The organism is Streptomyces griseoaurantiacus (genome assembly GCF_036189845.1).
Taxonomy (GTDB): Bacteria; Actinomycetota; Actinomycetes; order Streptomycetales; family Streptomycetaceae; genus Streptomyces; species Streptomyces griseoaurantiacus.
This window is the reverse complement of the sequence record NZ_CP108326.1, coordinates 5880001-5900516: the sequence shown is the minus strand read 5'-3', so window position 1 is coordinate 5900516 and position 20516 is coordinate 5880001. Positions and strand designations below refer to the sequence as shown.

The following is a 20516-nucleotide window of genomic DNA, read 5'->3' as shown; positions in this document are numbered from 1 at the left end:
CCGGAGGTCCGGGAAGACAGTCTTGATTCCCCACTGGTTCGGCGTACTCCATAGGCGGCGTACGCACTGGTCGCCGGGTAAGAGGGACATAAGTCATGGGTGGTTCCCCCTTTTCGGGGAAACTCGACCTGTCGTCGCCCCTCGGGGTTCGGAACTACTGGAAGAGATGTGTCCATGCAGGTCTGGCCTGGAGAGGCATATCCCCTCGGTGCCACGTACGACGGCGCCGGTACCAACTTCGCGGTCTTCTCGGAGGCCGCCCACCGGATCGAGCTGTGCCTGCTGCACGACGACGGCTCCGAGACGGCGGTGGAGATGCGCGAGACCGACGCCTTCGTCCGGCACGCCTATCTGCCCGGCATCATGCCGGGGCAGCGGTACGGCTACCGCGTGCACGGTCCCTACGCCCCCGAGCGCGGGCAGCGCTGCAACTCGGCGAAGCTGCTGCTCGACCCGTACGCCCGTGCGATCAGCGGGGCGGTCGACTGGGGCGAGGAGGTGTACGGCTACCACTTCGACGACCCCGGCCGGCGCAACGACCTGGACTCGGCCCCGCACACGATGACCTCGGTCGTGGTCAACCCCTACTTCGACTGGGGGGACGACCGCCCGCCCCGGCACGGCTACCACGGCACGGTGATCTACGAGGCCCACGTGAAGGGCCTGACGATGCGCCACCCCGGGCTGCCGGAGGAGCTGCGCGGCACCTACGCGGCGCTCGCCCACCCCGCGATCATCGAACACCTGACGGAACTGGGCGTCACGGCGCTGGAGCTGATGCCCGTACACCAGTTCGTGAACGATCACCGTCTGGTCGACATGGGCCTCAACAACTACTGGGGCTACAACACCATCGGCTTCTTCGCCCCGCACAACGCCTACGCCTCCTGGGGCGACCGCGGCCAGCAGGTGCTGGAGTTCAAGTCCGCCGTCCGGGCGCTGCACGAGGCGGGCATCGAGGTCATCCTCGACGTCGTCTACAACCACACCGCCGAGGGCAACCACCTCGGCCCGACGCTCTCCTTCAAGGGCATCGACAACCCCTCGTACTACCGGCTCACCGAGGACCCGCAGTACTACATGGACACCACCGGGACCGGGAACTCGCTGCTCATGCGGTCCCCGCACGTCCTGCAGCTGATCATGGACTCGCTGCGCTACTGGGTCACCGACATGCACGTGGACGGCTTCCGCTTCGACCTCGCGGCGACCCTGGCCCGGCAGTTCCACGAGGTGGACCGGCTGTCCTCCTTCTTCGACCTGGTCCAGCAGGACCCGGTGGTCTCCCAGGTGAAGCTGATCGCCGAGCCGTGGGACGTCGGCGAGGGCGGCTACCAGGTGGGGAACTTCCCGCCGCTGTGGACGGAGTGGAACGGCAAGTACCGGGACACCGTGCGGGACCTGTGGCGGGGAGAGCCGCGGGCGCTCGCCGAGTTCGCCTCCCGGCTCACCGGCTCCTCCGACCTCTACCAGGACGACGGCCGCCGCCCGCTCGCCTCGATCAACTTCGTCACCTGCCACGACGGCTTCACCCTGCACGACCTGGTCGCCTACAACGACAAGCACAACGAGGACAACGGCGAGGACAACCGGGACGGCGAGAGCCACAACCGGTCCTGGAACTGCGGCGCCGAGGGCGAGACCGACGACCCGGACGTGCTGGCCCTGCGCGGCCGGCAGATGCGCAACTTCATCGCCACCCTGATGCTCTCCCAGGGGGTGCCCATGCTCAGCCACGGCGACGAGCTGGCCCGCACCCAGCAGGGCAACAACAACGCCTACTGCCAGGACAACGAGCTGTCCTGGGTGGACTGGCCGGAACCCGGCGAGAAGAACGACCTGCTGGAGTTCACCCGGGCGATGGTGTGGCTGCGCCGGGACCACCCGGTCCTGCGCCGCCGCCGCTTCTTCCACGGCCGCCCCGTGGAGGGCACCCACGACGAGCTCTCGGACATCGCCTGGTTCACCCCCGAGGGCGCCGAGATGACCCAGCAGGACTGGGACTCCGCGCAGGCCAGCGCCCTGACCGTGTTCCTCAACGGCGACGCGATCTCCGAACCGGGACCGCGCGGGGAACGCATCCAGGACGACTCGTTCCTGCTGATGTTCAACGCGTACCACGAGCCGTTGGAGTTCGAGGTCCCGGTGGGCCAGGGCGGCGAGTGGACGGTCGTGGTGGACACGGCCCGCCCCGAGGGCGTCCTCGCGGGCGAGGACGCCAAGCCCCCGAAGCTCAAGAAGGGCGACCGCCTGACCCTGACGGACCGCAGCATGACGGTGCTGCACCGCGCGCCCTGAGGGAGGGGCCGGGGGCGGCGGGGCCGGACGGGCCCGCCGCCCCACCCGCCTGCCGCAGACACAAAAGCCCGCATCGCGGGTACGTACGTCCCCATGACACCTGAGCGCCCCCTGCCGCCCACGGCCACCTACCGCCTGCAACTGCAGCCGGGGTTCCCGTTCGCCGCCGCCGAGGCCGCCGTCCCCTACCTCGCCCCGCTCGGCGTCTCCCACCTGCACGTCTCCCCCGTCCTCGAGGCGGTGCCCGGCTCCCTCCACGGCTACGACGTCGTCGACCACTCCCGCGTGCGGGAGGAACTCGGCGGCGAGGCGGGGCTGCGCGCGCTGTCGGCGACGGCGCGCGAGCACGGCCTGGGCCTGATCGTGGACATCGTCCCCAACCACATGGCGATGTCCCCGCGGCACAACCGCCCCCTGTGGGAGGTGCTGCGCGAGGGCCCCGAGTCGCCGTACGCCCGGTGGTTCGACATCGACTGGGAGGCGCAGGGCGGCCGGCTGCTGCTGCCCGTGCTCGGTCATCCCCTCGGCGCCGAGATCGACCACTTCACCGTCGACGGCGACGTCCTGCGCTACTACGACCACGTCCTCCCGCTCCGCGAGGGCACCGCGGGTCTGCCGCTGCCGCGCCTGATCGACGCCCAGTGGTACCGCCCCGCCTGGTGGCGGCTGGCCCGCACCGAGCTGAACTACCGCAGGTTCTTCAGCATCTCCGACCTCATCGGCGTCCGCGTGGAGGACCCCGAGGTCTTCGAGGCCACGCACGCCACCGTGCTGCGGCTGCTCGACGAGGGCGTCCTCCACGGACTGCGCGTCGACCACCCGGACGGCCTCGCCGACCCCGACGGATATCTGCGCCGGCTGGACGAGGCGAGCGGCGGCCGCTGGACCGTCGTGGAGAAGATCCTCGCCGACCGCGAGGTGCTCCCGCCCGCCTGGCCGGTGGCCGGGACCACCGGCTACGACGCGCTGCGCCGGGTCGACGGCGTCCTGACCGACCCCGGCGGCGCCCGGGACCTGCTGGCGCGCTACCGCTCCTTCGCCGCCCCGGAGCCGGACGCCGGGGGCGACTGGGCCGCCACCGCGCGCCGGGCCGCCCACGAGACCCTCGACCACGAACTGGCCACCGAGATGGACCGGCTCACCCGGGTCGCCGCCCGCGTGTGCGCCGGCTCGCCCGACCCCGCGCTGCGCGACCACGCCCCCTGGGCGCTGCGCACCGCGCTGCGGGAGCTGCTGGTCCGCATGGAGGTCTACCGGCCCTACGGGTCCACCGACGCCGAGGAGGTCGTCACCGAGGAGGCCGCCGCCGAGGCCCGCGCCGTCTTCCGGGTGCCCGAGGAGGCGCACGCGGTGAGCGTCGTGCGGGACCTGGCGCTGGGGCGGGCCGGGGACGGGCCGGGGCACGAGGAGTTCCGCGTCCGCTTCGCGCAGACCGCCTCCGCGCTGCGCGCCAAGTCGCTGGAGGACACCGCGTTCTACCGGTACGTGCCGCTGCTCTCGGCGAACGAGGTGGGCGGCGACCCGGGCACGCCCGCGCTCTCCCCCGGCGACTTCCACGCCTACTGCACCCGCCTGCAGAGCGACTGGCCGCTCACCGGGACCGCGCTGTCCACCCACGACACCAAGCGCAGCGCCGACGTGCGGGCGGCGATCGCCGTGCTCACAGAGTGCCCGGAGCGCTGGGCCGGGGTGCTGGCCGAGGCCGCCGGCCAGGCCCCCGAGGCGCCCGACGGCGCCCTGGCCTGGGCGGCCTGGCAGACCCTGCTGGGGCTCGGCGTCCCGGACGCGGACCGGCTGCGGGAGGCGCTGCTCAAGCACGCGCGGGAGGCGAAGCTGCACACCTCCTGGACCGAGCAGGACGCCGACTACGAGGAGAAGGTCGCGGCGTTCGTGGCCGAGGGTCCCTGCGGGCCCGCCGGGCGGCATGTGACGGACCTGCGGGCCGAACTGGCCCCGCACATCCGGGCCAACGTCCTCGGGGCCGCCCTGACCCATCTGACGATGCCGGGCGTGCCGGACCTCTACCAGGGCACCGAGGGCGAGTACCGGGCGCTCGTCGACCCGGACAACCGGGCGCCGTTCGCCCCGCAGGAGGGCGCCTCGGCCAAGCAGGCGGTGACCGCGGTCGCGCTGCGGCTTCGCGCCCGGCGCCCCGAGCTGTTCGGCGCGGCGGCCACGTACGCCCCGCTGTACGCCGAGGGGCCGGGCGCGGAGCACTGCCTGGCGTTCACCCGCTCCGGGCGGGTGCTCACCGCCGTCACCCGGCTCTCGCTGCGGCTCGCCGGGGCGGGCGGCTGGCGGGAGACGGCGCTGACGCTGCCGCCGGGCCGCTGGAGCGACCTGTTCGCCCCGGAGCGACGGTTCGAGGGCCGGGTGCGGGTGGACGAGCTGTTCTCGCCGCTGCCGGTGGCGCTGCTCGAACGCGCCGGGGAGGAGTGAGCGGTGCGCGCCCCGCGCCTCAGCGCCGGCCCGGGAGCGGGCGGGCGTCCGGCCCCGGGCGGTCCGGACCGTCCGGGCCGCTCGGGCCGTCCTCGGAGAACGCGAACACGGCACCCGTGCGGGCGCCGAGCACACAGCGGTTGGGGAAGGTGCGCGTGTACGCCACCCGGTGGCCCTCCCAGAGGCCGCGGGCCCTCGCGGTGACCGGGGCGTGGACCATCGGGCAGTAGGTGTCCCGGCCCGGGAGGCGGTCCAGGTCGCCGCCGGCCGCGTCGAGCTCGGCGCAGGCCCGGTCGGCCCGCGCGTGGCCCCGGGGCGGGTCGCACAGCAGCAGGGTGCCGCCGGCCGCGTCCGCCCCGGTGCCGCGGGTCACCGTCAGGTAGAGGTGGTTGCCCGGGGCGTGCCGCCCGGGGAGTGCGTGGGCCGGGGCCGGGGACGCGGCCAGCAGGGTGAGGGCGGCGAGCAGGGCCGTGCGGAGTGCGGTGGTGGTGTGCGTCATTCCCTGTGCATCGGCACGGCGGTTCCCGCCCCCCACTCCGGCTCACCCGATCGGGGCCGCCCCTCCTCGGGGCGTGGCGGCGGCGTCGGCCTCGGCGGCCGCCGCGCGGCCAGCCGGCAGGCGGCGAGGACCACGCGCGACTGGTACTCCACCTGGCGGGCGACGGGTATCCAGCGCGCCCCGTAGTGCTCGCGGTAGTCCGTGCACCAGCCGTCGATCAGCGCGTCCAGGCGCGGCACCAGCTCGGCCGTCGCCGGTCCTGCGGCGGTCGCGAGGCGGTGCAGCAGTCCGGCGGTGCGCAGGGCGACCCGGCGTCCGGAGATGCCGAGCGCGGTCAGGTGGGCGGTGTCGCAGGCCGGGAGGGGCCGGGCGGCCGGATCGTGCACATCGGGGTCCCAGGAGTCGGCCAGGCCGGGGCTGACCAGTAAATAGTCGTCCACCGGGGCGAGCAGCCGCTCGGCGTCGAGGACGCCGGCCAGCCGGGGGCGGAGCCGGGCGAGGAGGCCGTCGAGGAGCCGGGTGTCGTGGCGCAGGGTGCGGGCCACGGTGCGCAGAAACGTTTCCGGATCGGCGGCGGGAGAGCCGTCCCCCACCGCGGGAACGCCCCACATGGGCGCCTCGACCACGGCGGTGACCGTGCCGTAGCGGTGCGGGTGGTACCAGGTCGACTCGACGGCCGCCTCCGTGATGGCGGCGGCGAGGTCGCCCCGGCGCGGGGGCGGGATGCGGTAGACGGCGGGGCCGAGACTGGGCCAGTACAGGGTGTCGTAGGGGCCCAGTTCGCGCGGGACGCCGAGGCGGGCGGCGGTGTGCGCGACCCGCTGGGCGAGGCCGGGCAGGTCGCGGGTGAGCTCGACGAAGCCGCCGCCGACGTCGACGCCGTGCAGCGAGCAATGGAAGAAGGGGCGCAGCTCGTCCTGGAGGGCGAGCAGGGTGCGGGTCTCGGGCAGGGCGGCGCGGTCGGCGCCGTCGGGGAGCCACTCGGGCTGCTCGGTGAAGCCGGGGCGGAAGAAGTGCCGGAAGTAGTGCCCGAGGGTGTACGGGCCCGACAGCCAGCCCTCGTTGCGCCGGGCGCCGTCCGGATCGAGGCAGAGGAGGAAGTTCCACGTGATGTCGGCCTCCTCCTCGCTCGGTGGGGGGCCGGCGAGGAGCCGCTCGGCGAGGCGGAGGGCGGTGGCGCCGCCCACGGGCTCGTTGGCGTGCGGGCCGGCCACGACGAGGGCGTGCCGGGAGCCGTGGCCCACGGAGAGGAGCCAGAGGGGGGTGCCCGCCCGGGAGGTCCCGGCGTGACGGAGACGGGCGGCGCCGGGGTGGCGGGCGGCGAGGGCGGCGGCGTGGAGAGCGAGGTCGTCCACGGTCGGATAGCGGAGGAGCGTGGGCAGGGCACACCTCCGCGGGGTGGCTCCGTCGGTTCACGTGTTGTGCAGCGGGCCTCTACATTCAGTCACTACCGGCGTCCGCGTCAACGGGGCCGCGCCCCACGGTTTCCCCGGCACCGCCCGGTCCCCCGCGACACGGTCCGGACGGCGGGCCCTATTCCGAGGCCAGGCGGAACATCATCGTGCCGAAGGTGACCAGGTCGCCGTCGCGGACCACCGCCGTGCCGATGACGCGGCGGCCGTTGACGGAGGTGCCGTTGGTGGAGCCGAGGTCGCGCAGGACCCAGAGGCCGCCCTGCCGGGTGAGTTCGGCGTGGACGCGGGAGACGGATTCGTGGCTCAGGCGCAGCCCGCTGGCCGGGTCCCGCCCTATGCGGAGCGGGTACGTCCGCTCGGGCCGGGGCAGCGGCAGCTTCGGCAGGCGTTCGGAGAGCCAGGCGCGGCGCAGCTTGACCGTGAAGCCGGACAGCGCCTCGACGCTGCCGTACACGAGCCGGGACAGGGGCCTGCGCGCCGGCAGGTCCGCGGTGAGCGCGGCCAGTTCCTCGGGGACGCGCGCGGTGAGCGCCAGGTCCATGCGCCGGATGAAGGTGTCGTGCGAGATGCGGCCGAGGACGACGCCGTCACGGAGCACCTTCAGTGCCCGGTCACGGTCGGCGTCCGACAGCCTCGCGGGGTACGTGGGGAACTCGAAGGACGACGTCACACGGGTGATTGTCGGGCAGGGGCGCCGGGGTGTCCAGCGAACCCCTGCGCCGGTGCCGCCGCCCCCGACGGCGTCCTCCGGCGTGTCAAAAGGGTCGCTTCCGGAGAGGATTGATCGAGTGTGACGCACCATGGACGGATCACGTCACAGACAGGCGAAGCGGGACGAACGACAGACGAGGGGGAGACGTCCGTGCAGTTCGAGGTGTGGGCACCGCAGGCCGAGGACCGGGTGACGCTCCACTGCGAGGGCGCCACGCACGCGATGGAGCCCGATCCGCGTCGCGCCGGATGGTGGCGTGCCGAGGCACCGGCGGGCGAGGGCGCACGGTACGGGTTCGCCCTGGACGGCGGCCCGGTGCTGCCCGATCCCCGTTCGCGCCGCCAGCCCGACGGCCCCGACGGGCCGAGCGCGGTGGTCGACCAGGAGCGGTACGAGTGGCGTGCCCCCTGGCCGGGCCGCGGGCTGCCGGGCGCGGTCCTGTACGAGCTGCACGTGGGCACGTACACCCCCCAGGGCACGCTGGACGCGGCCGCCGACCGGCTGGAGCACCTGGTGGAACTCGGCGTCACGCACGTTGAGTTGATGCCGCTGTGCCCCTTCCCCGGCCGGCACGGCTGGGGCTACGAGGGGGTCTCGCTGTGGGCCGTGCACGAGCCCTACGGCGGCCCCGAGGCGCTCAAGCGGTTCGTCGACCGGGCGCACGAGCTGGGCCTCGGCGTGGTCCTGGACGTGGTCCACAACCACCTGGGCCCCTCCGGCAACTACCTGCCCGTGTTCGGCCCGTACTTCACCGACACCCACCACACCCCCTGGGGCGTCGCCGTCAACCTGGACGCGCCCGGCTCCGACGAGGTGCGCGCCTATCTGCTCGGCAGCGCGCTGGCCTGGCTGCGCGACTACCGGCTGGACGGGCTGCGCCTGGACGCCGTGCACGCGCTGCACGACACCCGCGCCCTGCACTTCCTGGAGGAGTTGTCCGCCGCCGTCGACGCGCTCGCCGCCGAGCTGGGACGGCCGCTGTTCCTGATCGCCGAGTCCGACCTGGCCGACCCCCGGCTGATCACGCCGCGCGCGCAGGGCGGCCTCGGACTGCACGCCCAGTGGAACGACGATTTCCACCACGCCCTGCACACCGCCCTGACCGGCGAGGGCCAGGGCTACTACGAGGACTTCGCCCGCGCCCCGCTCGCCGCGCTCGCCAAGACCCTCGGCCACGGCTTCTTCCACGACGGCACCTACTCGACGTTCCGGGGCCGTTCCCACGGCCGTCCGCTGGACCGCACCCGGACCTCGGCGCACCGGCTGCTGGGCTACACGCAGACCCACGACCAGGTCGGCAACCGCGCGCAGGGCGACCGGCTCGCCGCCTCCCTCTCCCCCGGGCTGCTGGCCTGCGCGGCGGCGCTGATGCTGACCGCCCCGTTCACGCCGATGCTGTTCATGGGTGAGGAGTGGGCGGCGGGCACGCCCTGGCAGTTCTTCACCGACCACACCGACCCGGAGCTCGCCGAGGCGGTGCGCAACGGGCGGCGGCGGGAGTTCGCGGCGCACGGCTGGGCCGAGGAGGACGTCCCCGACCCGCAGGACCACGCCACCCGGGACCGCTCCTGCCTGGACTGGTCGGAGCCGGAGCGCGCGCCGCACGCGCGCGTGCTGGCCTGGTACCGGGAGCTGATCGCCCTGCGGCACGCCCAGCCGGACCTGACCAACCCCGATCTCGCCGACGTGAAGGTGACCTTCGACGAGGGCGCGCGCTGGCTGGCCTTCCGCCGCGGGGACGTCCGGGTGGCGGTCAACCTCGGCGAGAAGCCGGCCCGCGTCCCCCTCGGCCTGCGCGGGGCGCGGGTGCTGGCGGCGTGGGAGCCGGTGCCCGCGCCGGACGCGGACGGGGCGCTGTCGCTGCCGGGCGAGTCCGCCGTCGTCCTGCTGCGCGAGTAGGGACGGGGTCCCGATTCACTCCCCGTCCCGGCGCTTTCCGGCCGGCTCGGCGGCGGTGCGGCGCCGGTGCACGGTGGCGACGGCGCCCAGGACCACACCGACCGCGAGGACGATCAGCCCGCGCAGCCAGACCTCGCCGTCGACCTGGGTCGCCAGCGCCACGCAGGAGGCGGCGCCCAGGACGGGGACGACGGTGTACGCGCGGAAGTGCGGCCGCGTCGTCCGGTCCCGCCGCTGGACGAGGACGGCCGTGTTCACCAGGAAGAACACCACGAGGAGCAGCAGCACGAGGGTGGAGGCGAGGGTCGCCACGTCGCCCGTCAGCGCCAGCAGGAAGGCCAGGAGGGTCGTGGCGGCGATCGCGGCCCACGGGGTGCGCCGCCCGGGGAGGACCCGGGTCAGGAAGCGGGGCAGGAGGCCGTCCCTCGCCATGCCGTAGGCCAGCCGGGAGCTCATGATGCCGGTGAGCAGCGCGCCGTTGGCGACGGCCACGAGGGCGATGGCGCTGAACACCTTGGGCGGCACCCCGCCCGCCTCCCGCACCACTTCGAGCAGCGGGCCGCTGGAGCCGGCCAGCCGCGCGGTGGGCACGGCGGCCGAGGCGACGAGGCCCACGAGGACGTAGACCGCCCCGGCCGTCACGAGGGCGCCGAAGAGGGCGCGGGGGTAGGAGCGGCGCGGGTCCCGGGTCTCCTCGGCGACGTTGACCGAGGTCTCGAAGCCGACGAAGGAGTAGTAGGCGAGCACGGTTCCGCCGAGGACACCTGCGGCCGCACCCTTGTCGGAGGTGCCCAGGTGGACGAGCCGGCCGGCGTCGCCGTCACCGCGCAGGAAGAGCCAGACGCCGAGCCCGACGACGAGGACCAGGCCGCCCACCTCGACGAGGGTCGCCGCCACGTTGGCCCGGGTGGACTCGCTGATGCCGCGGGCGTTCAGCAGGGCGAGGAGGATCAGGAAGACGGCCGCCACCGCGACGACGGGGAGGCTGACGAAGGCGGCCAGGTAGTCGCCGGCGAAGCCCCGGGCCAGCGCGGCCACGGACACGACGCCCGCGGCGAGCATGCAGAAGCCCGCGAGGAAGCCGGTGAAAGGCCCGTAGGCGAGGGTCGTGTAGTGGGAGGCGCCGCCGGCCCGGGGGTACTTCGTGCTGAGCTCGGCGTACGAGGCGGCCGTGAGCAGCGAGAGCAGCAGCGCGAGGAGGAGGGGCACCCACACGGCGCCACCCGACTCCGCGGCGATCTGGCCGATGAGGACGTAGACGCCGGCGCCCAGCACGTCTCCGAGGATGAAGAAGTACAGCAGGGGGGTGGTGAGCGCCTTCTTGAGCGGGGTGGTGCCGTCCGGCGGCGGGGCGCCGTTCCGGGGGGAACCGGCGGACGTCGGTGCGGGTGGAGTAGTCACCCGTGTCGGCTACCCCTGGAGCGCGGTGACAGACGGGACGGGCGTGACGTGCGCCGGGACGGCCCAGCGCCGGCGCGGCCCGGCGAGCGTCCGCCGCACGGCCGCGCCGCGGGCCCGCCGGTCCGCTACAGCTCTCCCGCCTCTCCCCGCAGGTCCGTGACGCGCTCCAGGAGGATCGGTTCCCAGGCGCGGCGCAGGCGGTGGCGGAGCGGGCGCGGGTCCTCGCCGGTGGGGGCGTCGAGGCGGGCGGCGAGGTGGAGCAGGGCATCGCAGCGGGCCAGCCACAGGCCGCGCAGGCAGGGCCTGGGTCCGTAGCCGGCCAGGGTCGCGGCGCGCACGGCGGCGGGGGCGCCGACCGCGCGGGCCAGCCCGGCGATGTCCTCGGCCGGGTCGCCGGTCACGGCCTCGCCCCAGCCGAGCACCCCGCGCACCCTGCCGTCCTCGCCGATCACCAGGTGGGCGCCGGTGAGGCCGTGGTGCACGAGGACGGCCGTCCCCGGCTGAGCGGCGAGTTGCGCGGCGGCGGTGGCCGTGAACGCGGCGAGCCGGGCCGGGTCGAACTCGTCGGCCTCGCCGAGGCGCCGGGCGGCATCGCCCGCGGATCGGCGCAGGGCGTCCAGGGAGCGCGGCGCGCGGCGCGGCACGCCGAGCGTCTCGGCCTGCCGTACGGGGACCTCGCGCAGTCCGCGGAGGAGGGCGGCCAGGTCGGCCTCCCCGAGGGCGGAGACGCTCCGGTCCTCGGCGCTCGCGCCGGGCGGCCGGGTGTCGAGGGTGTAGGCGCGGCCGGGGCTCCACTCGCCGTGGGCGACGCCGGCGGGCACGGCGAGCGGCAGGTGCGGCCGGACCAGGTCGCGCAGCCGCAGTTCGCGGCGGCACCGAGTGCTGCTGTCGCGGTCGGAGGCCAGCCGCAGCACGTGCCGGGTGCCGACCCACCAGAGTGTGCCCCCGGCGTCCTCGGCGGCGAGCCGCACCTCGGGCACCCCGGGTGCCGCCCCGTCGGACGTCTCCTTGAACAGGGAGCCGACGAGCCGGCGTACGTCCTCCGCCGTCGGGGTGGGTGCCTGGGTCATGGTCGTCGCGCCGTCGTCTCGGTGGTTCGGGCTTCCTGCCGGTGGCCGGGCGGCCGCCGTGCCGCGCGGGTCACTCGACGAGCACCATCTCCCGTTCGGTGCGGTTCAGGCGCCGGCCGCCGTCCTCGGTGACCGTCACGATGTCCTCGATCCGCACGCCGAAGCGTCCGGGCAGGTAGATGCCGGGTTCGACGGAGAAGCACATGCCGGGGACGAGGGGCTGCTCCTCGCCCTCGATCATGTAGGGCGGCTCGTGCGTGGTGACGCCGATGCCGTGTCCGGTGCGGTGGATGAAGTACTCGCCGTAGCCGGCCGCGTCGATGACCTCGCGGGCCGCCCGGTCCACGTCCTGGCAGGCGGCCCCTGGGCGCACCGCCCGGAATCCGGCCTCCTGGGCCTGCCGGACGAGGTCGTGGACGCGGCGCTCCTCCTCGGTGGGCTCGCCGACGTGGACGGTGCGGGTGGTGTCCGAGCCGTAGCCGTGCTTGAGGCCGCCGAAGTCGAGGACGACCATGTCGCCCCGTTCGATGACGCGCTCCCCGGCCTCGTGGTGCGGATTGGCCCCGTTGGGGCCGGAGCCGACGATGGTGAAGTCGACCTGGGAGTGGCCGTGGCGCCGCAGCAGGGTGTCGAGGTCGGCGGCGACCTCCTTCTCCCGGCGCCCGGCGAAGGGCAGGGCGCGGATCTCCTCGAAGGCGGCGTCGGCGGCGGCGCCCGCGGCCGCGAGGCGCTCCAGCTCGGCGGCGTCCTTGACGGCGCGGAGCATCGGCAGGGCTTCGCCGAGCCCGAGGTGCCGCGCCTCGGGGTGGCGCCTGTGCAGGCCGAGGAGGTGCATCGCCCAGGCGTTGTCGCTGATCCCGAAGCGGCCGGCGGGGGCGAGGAGGGAGCCGGCGGCCTCGTACGGGTCCTGGCCGTCGGTCCAGTCGCGCAGGGTGAGGGCGCCTGCTCCGGCGGAGGCGGCCGCGTCGGGGGCCTCCAGGGTCGGCACGACCAGCACGGGCTCCCGGCCGGCGCGCAGTACGAGCAGGGTGAGCCGTTCGGTCTCGACCGGGCGGTAGCCGGTCAGCCACAGCAGGTCGGGGCCGGGGGCGATCAGCAGTGCGTCGAGCCCGGCCTCCTCGGCGGCCCGCGCGGCGCGGCGCATCCGGGCCGCGTAGTCGGCGGCGGTGAAGGGCGCGGGGTCACTCCCCGTGGCGAGGGCCATGCTGCCTCCAAGGTCCACTCCCGCCATCCTGCCTCCCGGCGGGGACGGATGCGAGCGGATTGCCCATGACCGCCCGGCGCGGCGCGGCCGCCCGGTGCCTCCGGGCCCCGTGAGGGGGCGCGCGGTGGACCGGGCGGGCGGCGCCGCTCTCGCGAGACGCCCTACACGGGCAGCGCGGGCCCGCGGTCCGGGAGGAAGCCGTGGGACCTGCGGGCCAGGTACTCCGCCCGGTAGCGGTCCACGTTCCGGTGCCAGTTCAGGATGCCGGACATCCAGTTCTGGAGCTGGACCACGTATCCCTCCACCGTCGCCCGCGCCTCCGGGGAGAGCGCGAAGTCCTCGTAGAGGATGGGCAGTTCGTGCGCGGAGACGTGCTCGAACTGTTCCATGCGCTGGTTCATCAGGTCCCCGACGACGCGCACCGCCTCGGCGTAGCCGCACTGGAAGAAGTTCTGCACGACGAGGATCGCGTTGTGGATCTCTCCCTCGTACTCGATCTCCTTCTGGTAGGAGAACACGTCGTTGAGGAGGACCGCGTAGTCCATCGCCGCGTTCTCCAGCGAGCAGATCGGCCCGCTGGTGTACACCTCGGCCGGCACGTTGGGCGCGTGCCCCATCCGGCACAGGTTCTTCGTGAGGTCGGAGCCGAAGGTGTCCCGGCGCATCTCCAGGTAGTCGACGGGGTCGGGCACGCGGTGCTGGATCTGGTTGGACAGCTCCCACACCCAGCTCGCCGTCATGACGTCGACCGAGCGCCGCATGGTGCGACGCTGCTCGCGGTCCATGCCGGCCGTGGTGCGCTGCCACAGGTCGATCAGTGAGCGTTCCAGCGCGTTGACCGGGAGGAGCGTCGGTTCGCCGTCGACCGGCATGCAGGCCGAGAGCCGCTCGGTGCAGAGCCGGGCCCCGGCCAGGTCGCGGCGGTGGCCGTACATCAGGGGGTAGTAGTCGTCGCCGTAGGTGCCCCAGGCGAGCCACTGGGAGGCCAGGTCGAGGGCTTCGGGGGTGGCGTCGGGGTGGAGGCCGGCGGCGCACAGGGGCAGGTCGCAGGAGGCGAGTTTGTCCTCGTCCCAGACGCCCTCGGAGAGCATGCCCGCCTCCCGCGTCCAGGGCAGGAGCCGGGCGCGGGCGCCGTCGAGGTGCTCGCTGAGCCGGAGCGTGAACGGCATGCGCATCTCGGGGATGCGCGAGGGGCCGACCTTCTGGAAGGGGACGTGGGTGTAGGCGCGCAGCCGCTCGGCTCCGGCGTCGGCGAGGAGTCCGCGTACGTCGGCGGCGGAGGTTCCGGTGGCGGGCAGGCCGAAGGGGCGGCGGGCGGCCACGGCGCCCTCGTTCATGTAGCGGCTGGAGCGCAGGTGCCATTCGTGGCCGCCGGACTGCCAGTCCTGCAGTCCCCGCGCGTAGGCGGCGATCGCCGCGACCTCGTCCGGTGCGAGGCCGTGCTCCAGGGCGAGCGCGGGTACCTCGGTGAGCGCGGTGTGCTCGAACTGGTGGAGGCGGGAGGTCAGGATGTCGTTGACCCTCTCGGCGGCCTCCTGGGTGGTGCAGCCGAAGAACGTCTCCAGGACGAGGACGCCGTTGCTCAGCTCTCCCTCGTCCTCGACCTCGCGCTGGTAGGAGAACAGGTCGTTGCGCAGGTGGACGCCGTCGGAGAACGTCTCCATCAGGACGCGCAGCGGGCGGGACTCGGCCACCCGCGCGGGGACCTCGGCGGTGGCGTACTCGACGAGCCCGGCGGACCAGGGGGCGCCGCCGACCTTGCGGCGCATCTCGATGTACTCGACGGGGTTGGAGATCCGCCCCTCGTTGATGTTGGACAGCTCCCACAGGGACTCGTTCAGCAGGTGCTCGGTGGCGACGGCGAAGCGGCGCCGCCAGTCGGCCGACATCGCGGGAACCGTCCGGGCCCACAGGTCGGCGAGGCCCGCCTCGACCGGGTTCTGCGGTTCGGGGACGGGCGTGGCGGGGTCGGCCGGCATGAACAGCGGGAGCCGGTCCAGGTGCGCCTTGCCGGCCGAGCGGTCCTGGGTGCGTTTGAACAGCTCCAGGAAGTGGTCGTCGAAGAAGAACACCCACACGTACCAGTCGGTGATCAGGGAGAGGGCCGGGCCGTCGCAGTCGGGGTGCGTGTACGCGCACAGCAGGCCGTAGTCGTGGGCGTCCAGGTCGGACTGCTCCCAGACGCCGGAGCCCTCGAGCATGCCCATCTCGCGCGCCCAGGCGGTCGAGTGCGCGCGTGCCTCGTCGAGGTGGGGATTGAGCCGCGCGGGATACGGCATGTAGAAGTGCGGGAGGTGGAACGGCTGCGTCATGGCCGGGTCCTGCCCAGGGCCCCGTCCGCGCATCCGGACGGCGGAACATGATCACACCATCGCGTGAAGCGGTGGTGCGGGGGTTGCCGGGGGTGGTGCGCAGCGCCTCAGGGGCGCACTTGGATCAGCGCGTGCGCTCCGCTGGTGCGCCAGCGCTGTCCCTCCGTCTCGACCAGGCCGGTTTCCGTGTGCGGGTCGAGTCCGGTGATCACGTCGGACTTGAGGGTGCGCAGCGCGGCCACCGAGCCGGGGAAGTAGGCGGTCGGCCGGGCGAACGGGGTGGTCGGCGGCCAGAGCCGGTCGCCCACCAGGCGGCGGTAGTTGAGGTCGCCCTTGAGGACGGTGAGGTCGGCGGCGGCGAACTCGCGCCGCAGGTCCTCCGGCATGTCGGCGTAGGGCAGGGGCGCGCAGGAGAACGGGTGGGCGCGCAGCACGAGCCGGCCGCCGGCCAGTGCCGACCACAGTCGCCGTCCGGCGGCACCCGCCTCGCCGGGCGCGCGGTGCAGCCGCTCGATCGCGTCCAGGACGTCGGCGGTGGTCGCGTCGGACACGTAATAGGGGTGCGGTTTGACGTGCAGCACCGCGCGTTCGGCCTCGCCGTGCCGCAGCAGGTGGTCCAGGAGCAGCAGATCGGGTACGAGTTCGCGTCCCGCGTTGTCGGCGACCAGGCAGAGGGTGCCGACGGGCAGCAGCGACCACAGCGCCTCGCTGTCGTCGGCGACGAGGCGGGCGTCGCCGGTGCCCCCGGCCGCCGCGCCCGTACCGTGGCCGCTCTCGACGGAGAGCCGGAAGCCGAGGTCCGCGCGGTTGCCCCACAGGGAGCCGTGCAGCAGGGCGGCGGCGCGCGCCTCACGGGGTTGCTCGGCGAGCGCGTCGAGGGCCGCGAGTTCCTCCTCGGTCCCGGGCCCGTCGAGTTCGGCGCGCTTGAAGGGGCGGAACGGGTCGACGCCGCGCCAGGGCCCGCTGCCGAAGTAGCCGAGCGCGTCGAGGAAGCGGCGGTAGAAGTAGCTCTCCGCCCACAGGAACGGCGCCGCGAACCAGGAGCGGCCGAGGTGTTCGGGCAGCCCCCACTCCTCCGTCCAGCGCTCGGCGTCGCGGGCGCCGGGTTCGGGCGCTTCGACGACGCCCTTGAGGTGGTTGTCGAGCAGCGCGGTGAGTGCGGCACGCTCCCCGGGGCCGTAGGGGACGGTGTCCAGGACGCGGGCGACGAGCGCGGGATGGCGTTCGGCGAGGACACCGTGCGCGAAGGAGGCGGGGTCGTCGCTGACGATCACGGGGGCGGGGGCGGCCTCAGACATGGTCCTGCGCTCCTCGGGGACGGGGGAGGGTCCCGGGCGGGACGAGGGCCGCACGGGCCCCCTCCTCCAGCTCCCCGCCGTACCCCGCCTCGGTCCACACCAGTTTCCTGAACTGCTCCGGCGTCAGCCGACCCTGCCACGGTTCGCCGCCGGGGCAGAACACCGACGCGCAGCCGGGGCAGTGGTACGCCGGTTGCCACAGCGCCTCGGCGCGGGCCTCCCCGGCGGTGACGGCGGCGCGTCCGCGGGTCTCGTTGCGCACGACGAGCGCCGTGCCGGCCAGGGCGATCAGGGCGAGGAGGAGCCCGCCGACGAGGGGCACGGTGGCGTGGCCGGTGAGGCCGCCGTGGGCGAGGGCGAGCCCCACCCCGGCCATGATCAGGCCCTCACCGGCGTGCAGCGCGGTCGTGCCGCGGGAGGCGACGGCGGGGGCCTTGGCGAGGCGGTCGGTGAGGTCGGCGACATCGGCGTGCGGCGGCGCGGGGTCCGCGACGGTGTCGGCGACGGACCGGGCGGGCCCGCCGCACCCGGGGCACACCGGCGAGGGGGACGTCTGACTCGGCATCCGTTCACGCTAGCGGCACGAAGGAGTCCGCGCCCCGCCGCCCCCTCGCGGCCGCACGCGCGGTTCCCCGCGCCCCGGTGGACGGGGCGCGGGGAACCGCGTGCCGGTCCGGGTCAGTTGACGTAGACCGTCGGGGAGCCCGGCTGGGAGGTGTCGGTGACCGGGGCGTACGTCGCCGTGAAGTAGCCGTTGGCGAAGCACAGCGAGGAACCGGACACCTTGGTGAAGTGCTGCTGGCTGAACTTGATGCCGTTCAGGTCCTCGTCCACCGTGCCGTTCAGACTCGGCGCCTGGTACACGCAGGTGATGCTGCCCAGCAGGGTGCGCAGCTTCACCGTGGTCTGGATGGTGGACCCGGCCGGCGGGGTCACGGTCACCGCTCCGTCCGAGGTGACGGTGGTGGCGTAGGGCAGGTGCTCGACGGTGATGCCGGTCACCCCGGTCACCCCGAGGACGTTGCTGGAGCAGCTGCTCGCGTCGAAGGTCTGCCCGGTCAGCGACTCGGTCGCGGTGCCCGGGGCCGCCGGGTTGTCGGTGACGGTGGCGGTGAAGCCCGAGGAGCCGCAGGAGACCCCGCTGGTGCCGGTGGCGCTGGAGTACAGCGTGGCCGCGGTGCCGCCGGCGAGCGAGGCGTTGAGCACGTCGCCGACGGCGACGGCGTCGCCGCCCGCGCCGCCGGTGGTGAGGACGCTGTCGGCGGCGCCGGCCGGCGTGGCACCGGCGAGGGCGAGGGCCGTGGCGGCGCCGGCGAGGGCGAGGAGGGTACGGGTGCGGGTGGTTCGCATGGGGATGCCTCTTCTCGAAGGTGGGGAGAGGTGCGAGGTGTGCGCCGCCGGCCCGTGACGCCTTCTCCGTACGTGACGGGGCCGGCGGCGGCAGGGCGGACCGGACCCGGACCGCGGAGAGGGGAGAGTGCGGGCCGTGCCGGTGCCGTGGGAAGAGCGGATCGTGCGCCGTGAAGGATCCGTGCACCGCACGGCGCGGACAGAGGTGTCACCGACGCCCCGAGAGGCGGGGCCGGGAGAGTGACATGCGCCGTGCGGACGGATCCGGCGCCACGGATCCGGAGGAAAACAGGAGCAGTTGTAAGCCTGACGACCCGTCAACGTCAAGGGTGCGCGCGGCAGTTCGACCCGCGATTCTCGGGGCGCCGGGCGTGCGCGCAGGTCAGGGGCCCGGCCGGCCGGCGCGTTCCCGACACATGATCACCACAATCAACATCCTTCTGCCACAGCTCTCTTGACCCCTTGGTGTAACCATCGGTAACTTCCTTGAAGGCTACTGCCGCGTAACGAGCAAGCCCTCGAGCACGCCGGGAGGCGGGAGGAGGCGTGCGCGGCAGGCGCTGTCCGCGCCAGGACAACGCGCCAGTGATTCCGGTTCGGTTACCCGCATTGACTGCGCCCAGGAGTAGACATGGCCTCGTCCTCGGACCACACGGCAAGCACGGCCGCCCTGCCCGAGCCCCCGGACAACGGGTCCGCCGGGGCCCGTGGACGCGGGCGCGTACGCCTGCGCCGCGCCGCCGTCCTGGCGGTGCCCGCCACCGCGATCGCCGCCGGGCTGATCGTCGCGACCGCCCAGGGTGCGCTGGGCGTGCAGTTCTTCATCTCCGGCATGCCCTTCACGGTCACCGCGACCGAGCTCGACGGCACCGGATTCGAGCAGTTCGGTGATCTCGACACCATGACGGAGGACAACCCCAACGCCGGCGACACGGGTGGGCAGGTGCTGGTCATCACCTCCGCGATCAAGAAGGCGACGCTCACCAAGCTGTGCCAGAGCGTGGACCTCGGCGGCACGAACCTGCTGATCACGGCGGGCGGCGGGGACACCAAGGTGACGGCCCGCGATCTCACCACCGACTCCACCCAGCTCTCGGGCGACGCGGCGTTCGACAACATCGAGATCGGCAACGACGCGAGCACCATGAACAAGGCCGGAGTACAGGGCAAGAAAGGGGTGTTCGGGCAGCAGGCCGACACCGTGCACATCAACAACCTGCGGCAGACCAACTACGCCACGACGGCGGGTGTCTTCAAGCTGCCGGGGCTGAGGATGCGCTTCTCCGACTCCGGGTGCTGACGTGGGTGCCGGTGGTGACGGCGGGTTCCGCCGGTGGCGTGCGCGACGGCCGTTCTGGGGCGGAGTACTGCTGACCCTGGGGGGCGGGGAGATCCTGCTCACCGAGAAGGCCTCGCTGAAGGTGGTGCTGCACGTCGGCATGCAGGGCGTGGCGGGATACCTGCTGCCCACGGTGATGCTGCTGTGCGGCGTGCTGACGCTGCTGAGCCCCGGGCAGCGGTTGTTCTACTCGCTGGTGGGTGCCCTGTCGACGCTGGGCACCTGGCTGACGTCGAACCTGGGCGGGTTCCTCGTGGGACTGCTGCTGGGGCTGGTCGGCTCCTGCCTGGTCTTCGGGTGGCTGCCGGACCAGGAGCCGCGCGGCAGGCTGTTCCGGCGGGACCGGAGCGGGGCGGACAGGAGGGGCACTGCGGGCGAGGGAGCCACGGCGCCCGCGACGCCGGCCGGGGCCGTGCGGATCCCCGCACCCCGCGGGGGCCCTACTCCGCCGCCCCCTCCCGCACCGTGAAGCTCGCGCCGTCGGGGTCCGTCAGGACCGCTTCGCGCGCCCCGTCCTCCCACCGCACGACGGTTCCGCCGTGCGCCCGCGCCGCCGCCACGCACGCCGGCAGGTCGTCCACGGTGAAGTGGACCTGCCAGTGGGGGCGGATCGTCGGGTCCGGGGCCTGGCCCAGCGCCCCGGAGTGGATGCGGGCGACCGTCTCTCCCCCGCTGCGCAGGACGACCTCGGCCCCGTCGTACTGCACTTCGCAGCACCCTTCGCCCCCGCCGGCCCACTGCAGCACCTCGCCGTAGAAGATCGCCGCGTCGAAGGCGTCCCGCGTGTGCAGGCGGACGGAGACCGGGGCGGCCTTGCGCCACTCCTCCCAGCCGGTGGCGAGCTGCCCCTCCCAGATGCCGAAGGCGGCTCCGTCGCGGTCGGCGAGGAGGGCGGCGCGGCCCGGCGGGAAGGCCAGCGGGCCGACCGCCGTCGTACCGCCGCGCTCCCGGCTGCGGGCCACCGTCTCGTCGGCGCTCGGCACCGCGAAGTACGGCGTCCAGGCGACCGCCATCCGGTACACCGAGGCGACGGCGGCCAGGCCGGCGACGGGCACGTCGCCGGCGAGCGCCGTGCGGAACCGCTCGCCGAGCCGGCCCGTGCGGAAGGTCCAGCCGAGCACCGCCGTGTAGAACGCCTCGGCGGCCTCCAGGTCGCGGGTCGTCAGGCTCACCCAGCACGGCGCTCCGAAGACCGAGTCGGTGGAGACGACCGCGTGCGGGAGCGTGCTGTCGCTGTCAGCGCTCGCCGGATTCATGTGGTTCATGTGGCTCATGGTCCT

At 74.1% G+C, this 20516-nt stretch carries 16 protein-coding genes; 5 read left to right on the top strand and 11 right to left on the bottom strand.

The features are described 5' to 3' along the window. The first annotated feature begins 174 nt into the window (after positions 1–174). A complete protein-coding gene (gene glgX, locus OHB09_RS26145; protein WP_040896518.1) occupies positions 175–2298 on the top strand; it encodes a glycogen debranching protein GlgX in 2124 nt (707 codons plus the stop codon). Between the two features lie 93 nt (positions 2299–2391). Continuing rightward, entirely contained in the window at positions 2392–4737 is a 2346-nt protein-coding gene (gene treY, locus OHB09_RS26140) for a malto-oligosyltrehalose synthase (RefSeq protein WP_328922625.1), read from the top strand. A 19-nt stretch (positions 4738–4756) separates the two neighbouring features. Here the strand turns inward: treY and OHB09_RS26135 are convergent, their stop codons facing one another. The 3 genes from OHB09_RS26135 to OHB09_RS26125 all read right to left on the bottom strand — a co-directional run bounded on the left by OHB09_RS26135 (position 4757) and on the right by OHB09_RS26125 (position 7321). Beyond that, a complete protein-coding gene (locus OHB09_RS26135; RefSeq protein ID WP_328922624.1) occupies positions 4757–5236 on the bottom strand; it encodes an SSI family serine proteinase inhibitor in 480 nt (159 codons plus the stop codon). Next, a complete protein-coding gene (locus OHB09_RS26130; protein WP_191890784.1) occupies positions 5233–6591 on the bottom strand; it encodes a M14 family zinc carboxypeptidase in 1359 nt (452 codons plus the stop codon). Before OHB09_RS26130 ends, OHB09_RS26135 begins: the two co-directional genes overlap by 4 nt. Positions 6592–6769: 178 nt before the next feature. Continuing rightward, on the bottom strand, positions 6770–7321 hold the full coding sequence (locus tag OHB09_RS26125) for a DUF1707 and FHA domain-containing protein (RefSeq protein ID WP_328922623.1): 552 nt from the start codon (positions 7319–7321) through the stop codon (positions 6770–6772). A gap of 192 nt (positions 7322–7513) precedes the next feature. On the opposite strand from OHB09_RS26125, the gene treZ reads away from it, so the two are divergent. Then, on the top strand, positions 7514–9262 hold the full coding sequence (gene treZ, locus OHB09_RS26120) for a malto-oligosyltrehalose trehalohydrolase (protein ID WP_328922622.1): 1749 nt from the start codon (positions 7514–7516) through the stop codon (positions 9260–9262). A gap of 15 nt (positions 9263–9277) precedes the next feature. Here the strand turns inward: treZ and OHB09_RS26115 are convergent, their stop codons facing one another. The 7 genes from OHB09_RS26115 to OHB09_RS26085 form a co-directional block, all read right to left on the bottom strand. Next, positions 9278–10663 carry an APC family permease gene (locus tag OHB09_RS26115; RefSeq protein ID WP_407077352.1) on the bottom strand — a complete coding sequence of 462 codons (1386 nt, stop codon included), beginning with the start codon at positions 10661–10663 and terminating at the stop codon, positions 9278–9280. Positions 10664–10788: 125 nt separating this feature from the next. Further along, positions 10789–11733 (bottom strand): aminoglycoside phosphotransferase family protein, encoded by a 945-nt coding sequence (locus OHB09_RS26110; RefSeq protein WP_328728211.1) that lies wholly within the window; start codon positions 11731–11733, stop codon positions 10789–10791. Positions 11734–11803: 70 nt separating this feature from the next. Then, complete coding sequence (locus OHB09_RS26105) at positions 11804–12937, bottom strand: aminopeptidase P family protein (protein WP_328922621.1); 1134 nt, start codon at positions 12935–12937, stop codon at positions 11804–11806. A 161-nt stretch (positions 12938–13098) separates the two neighbouring features. Beyond that, positions 13099–15249, bottom strand: coding sequence for a germacradienol/geosmin synthase Cyc2 (gene cyc2 / locus OHB09_RS26100; RefSeq protein WP_328922620.1), 2151 nt, complete (start codon positions 15247–15249; stop codon positions 13099–13101). A 107-nt stretch (positions 15250–15356) separates the two neighbouring features. Further along, positions 15357–16547 (bottom strand): damage-control phosphatase ARMT1 family protein, encoded by a 1191-nt coding sequence (locus tag OHB09_RS26095; RefSeq protein WP_167793740.1) that lies wholly within the window; start codon positions 16545–16547, stop codon positions 15357–15359. Beyond that, entirely contained in the window at positions 16540–17112 is a 573-nt protein-coding gene (locus OHB09_RS26090; RefSeq protein WP_040896513.1) for a hypothetical protein, read from the bottom strand. Before OHB09_RS26090 ends, OHB09_RS26095 begins: the two co-directional genes overlap by 8 nt. A gap of 113 nt (positions 17113–17225) precedes the next feature. Beyond that, positions 17226–17897 carry a hypothetical protein gene (locus OHB09_RS26085; RefSeq protein WP_006142844.1) on the bottom strand — a complete coding sequence of 224 codons (672 nt, stop codon included), beginning with the start codon at positions 17895–17897 and terminating at the stop codon, positions 17226–17228. 631 nt (positions 17898–18528) lie between these two features. Here OHB09_RS26085 and OHB09_RS26080 point away from each other — a divergent pair. Both OHB09_RS26080 and OHB09_RS26075 read left to right on the top strand, forming a co-directional pair. Beyond that, positions 18529–19197 carry a DUF6230 family protein gene (locus tag OHB09_RS26080; protein WP_006142843.1) on the top strand — a complete coding sequence of 223 codons (669 nt, stop codon included), beginning with the start codon at positions 18529–18531 and terminating at the stop codon, positions 19195–19197. 1 nt (position 19198) lies between these two features. Then, on the top strand, positions 19199–19705 hold the full coding sequence (locus OHB09_RS26075) for a DUF6114 domain-containing protein (protein WP_328922619.1): 507 nt from the start codon (positions 19199–19201) through the stop codon (positions 19703–19705). On the opposite strand, the gene OHB09_RS26070 is transcribed toward OHB09_RS26075, so the two are convergent. Continuing rightward, positions 19677–20501, bottom strand: coding sequence for a VOC family protein (locus tag OHB09_RS26070; RefSeq protein ID WP_191852151.1), 825 nt, complete (start codon positions 20499–20501; stop codon positions 19677–19679). The genes OHB09_RS26075 and OHB09_RS26070 overlap by 29 nt on opposite strands. Between the last annotated feature and the right edge of the window lie 15 nt (positions 20502–20516).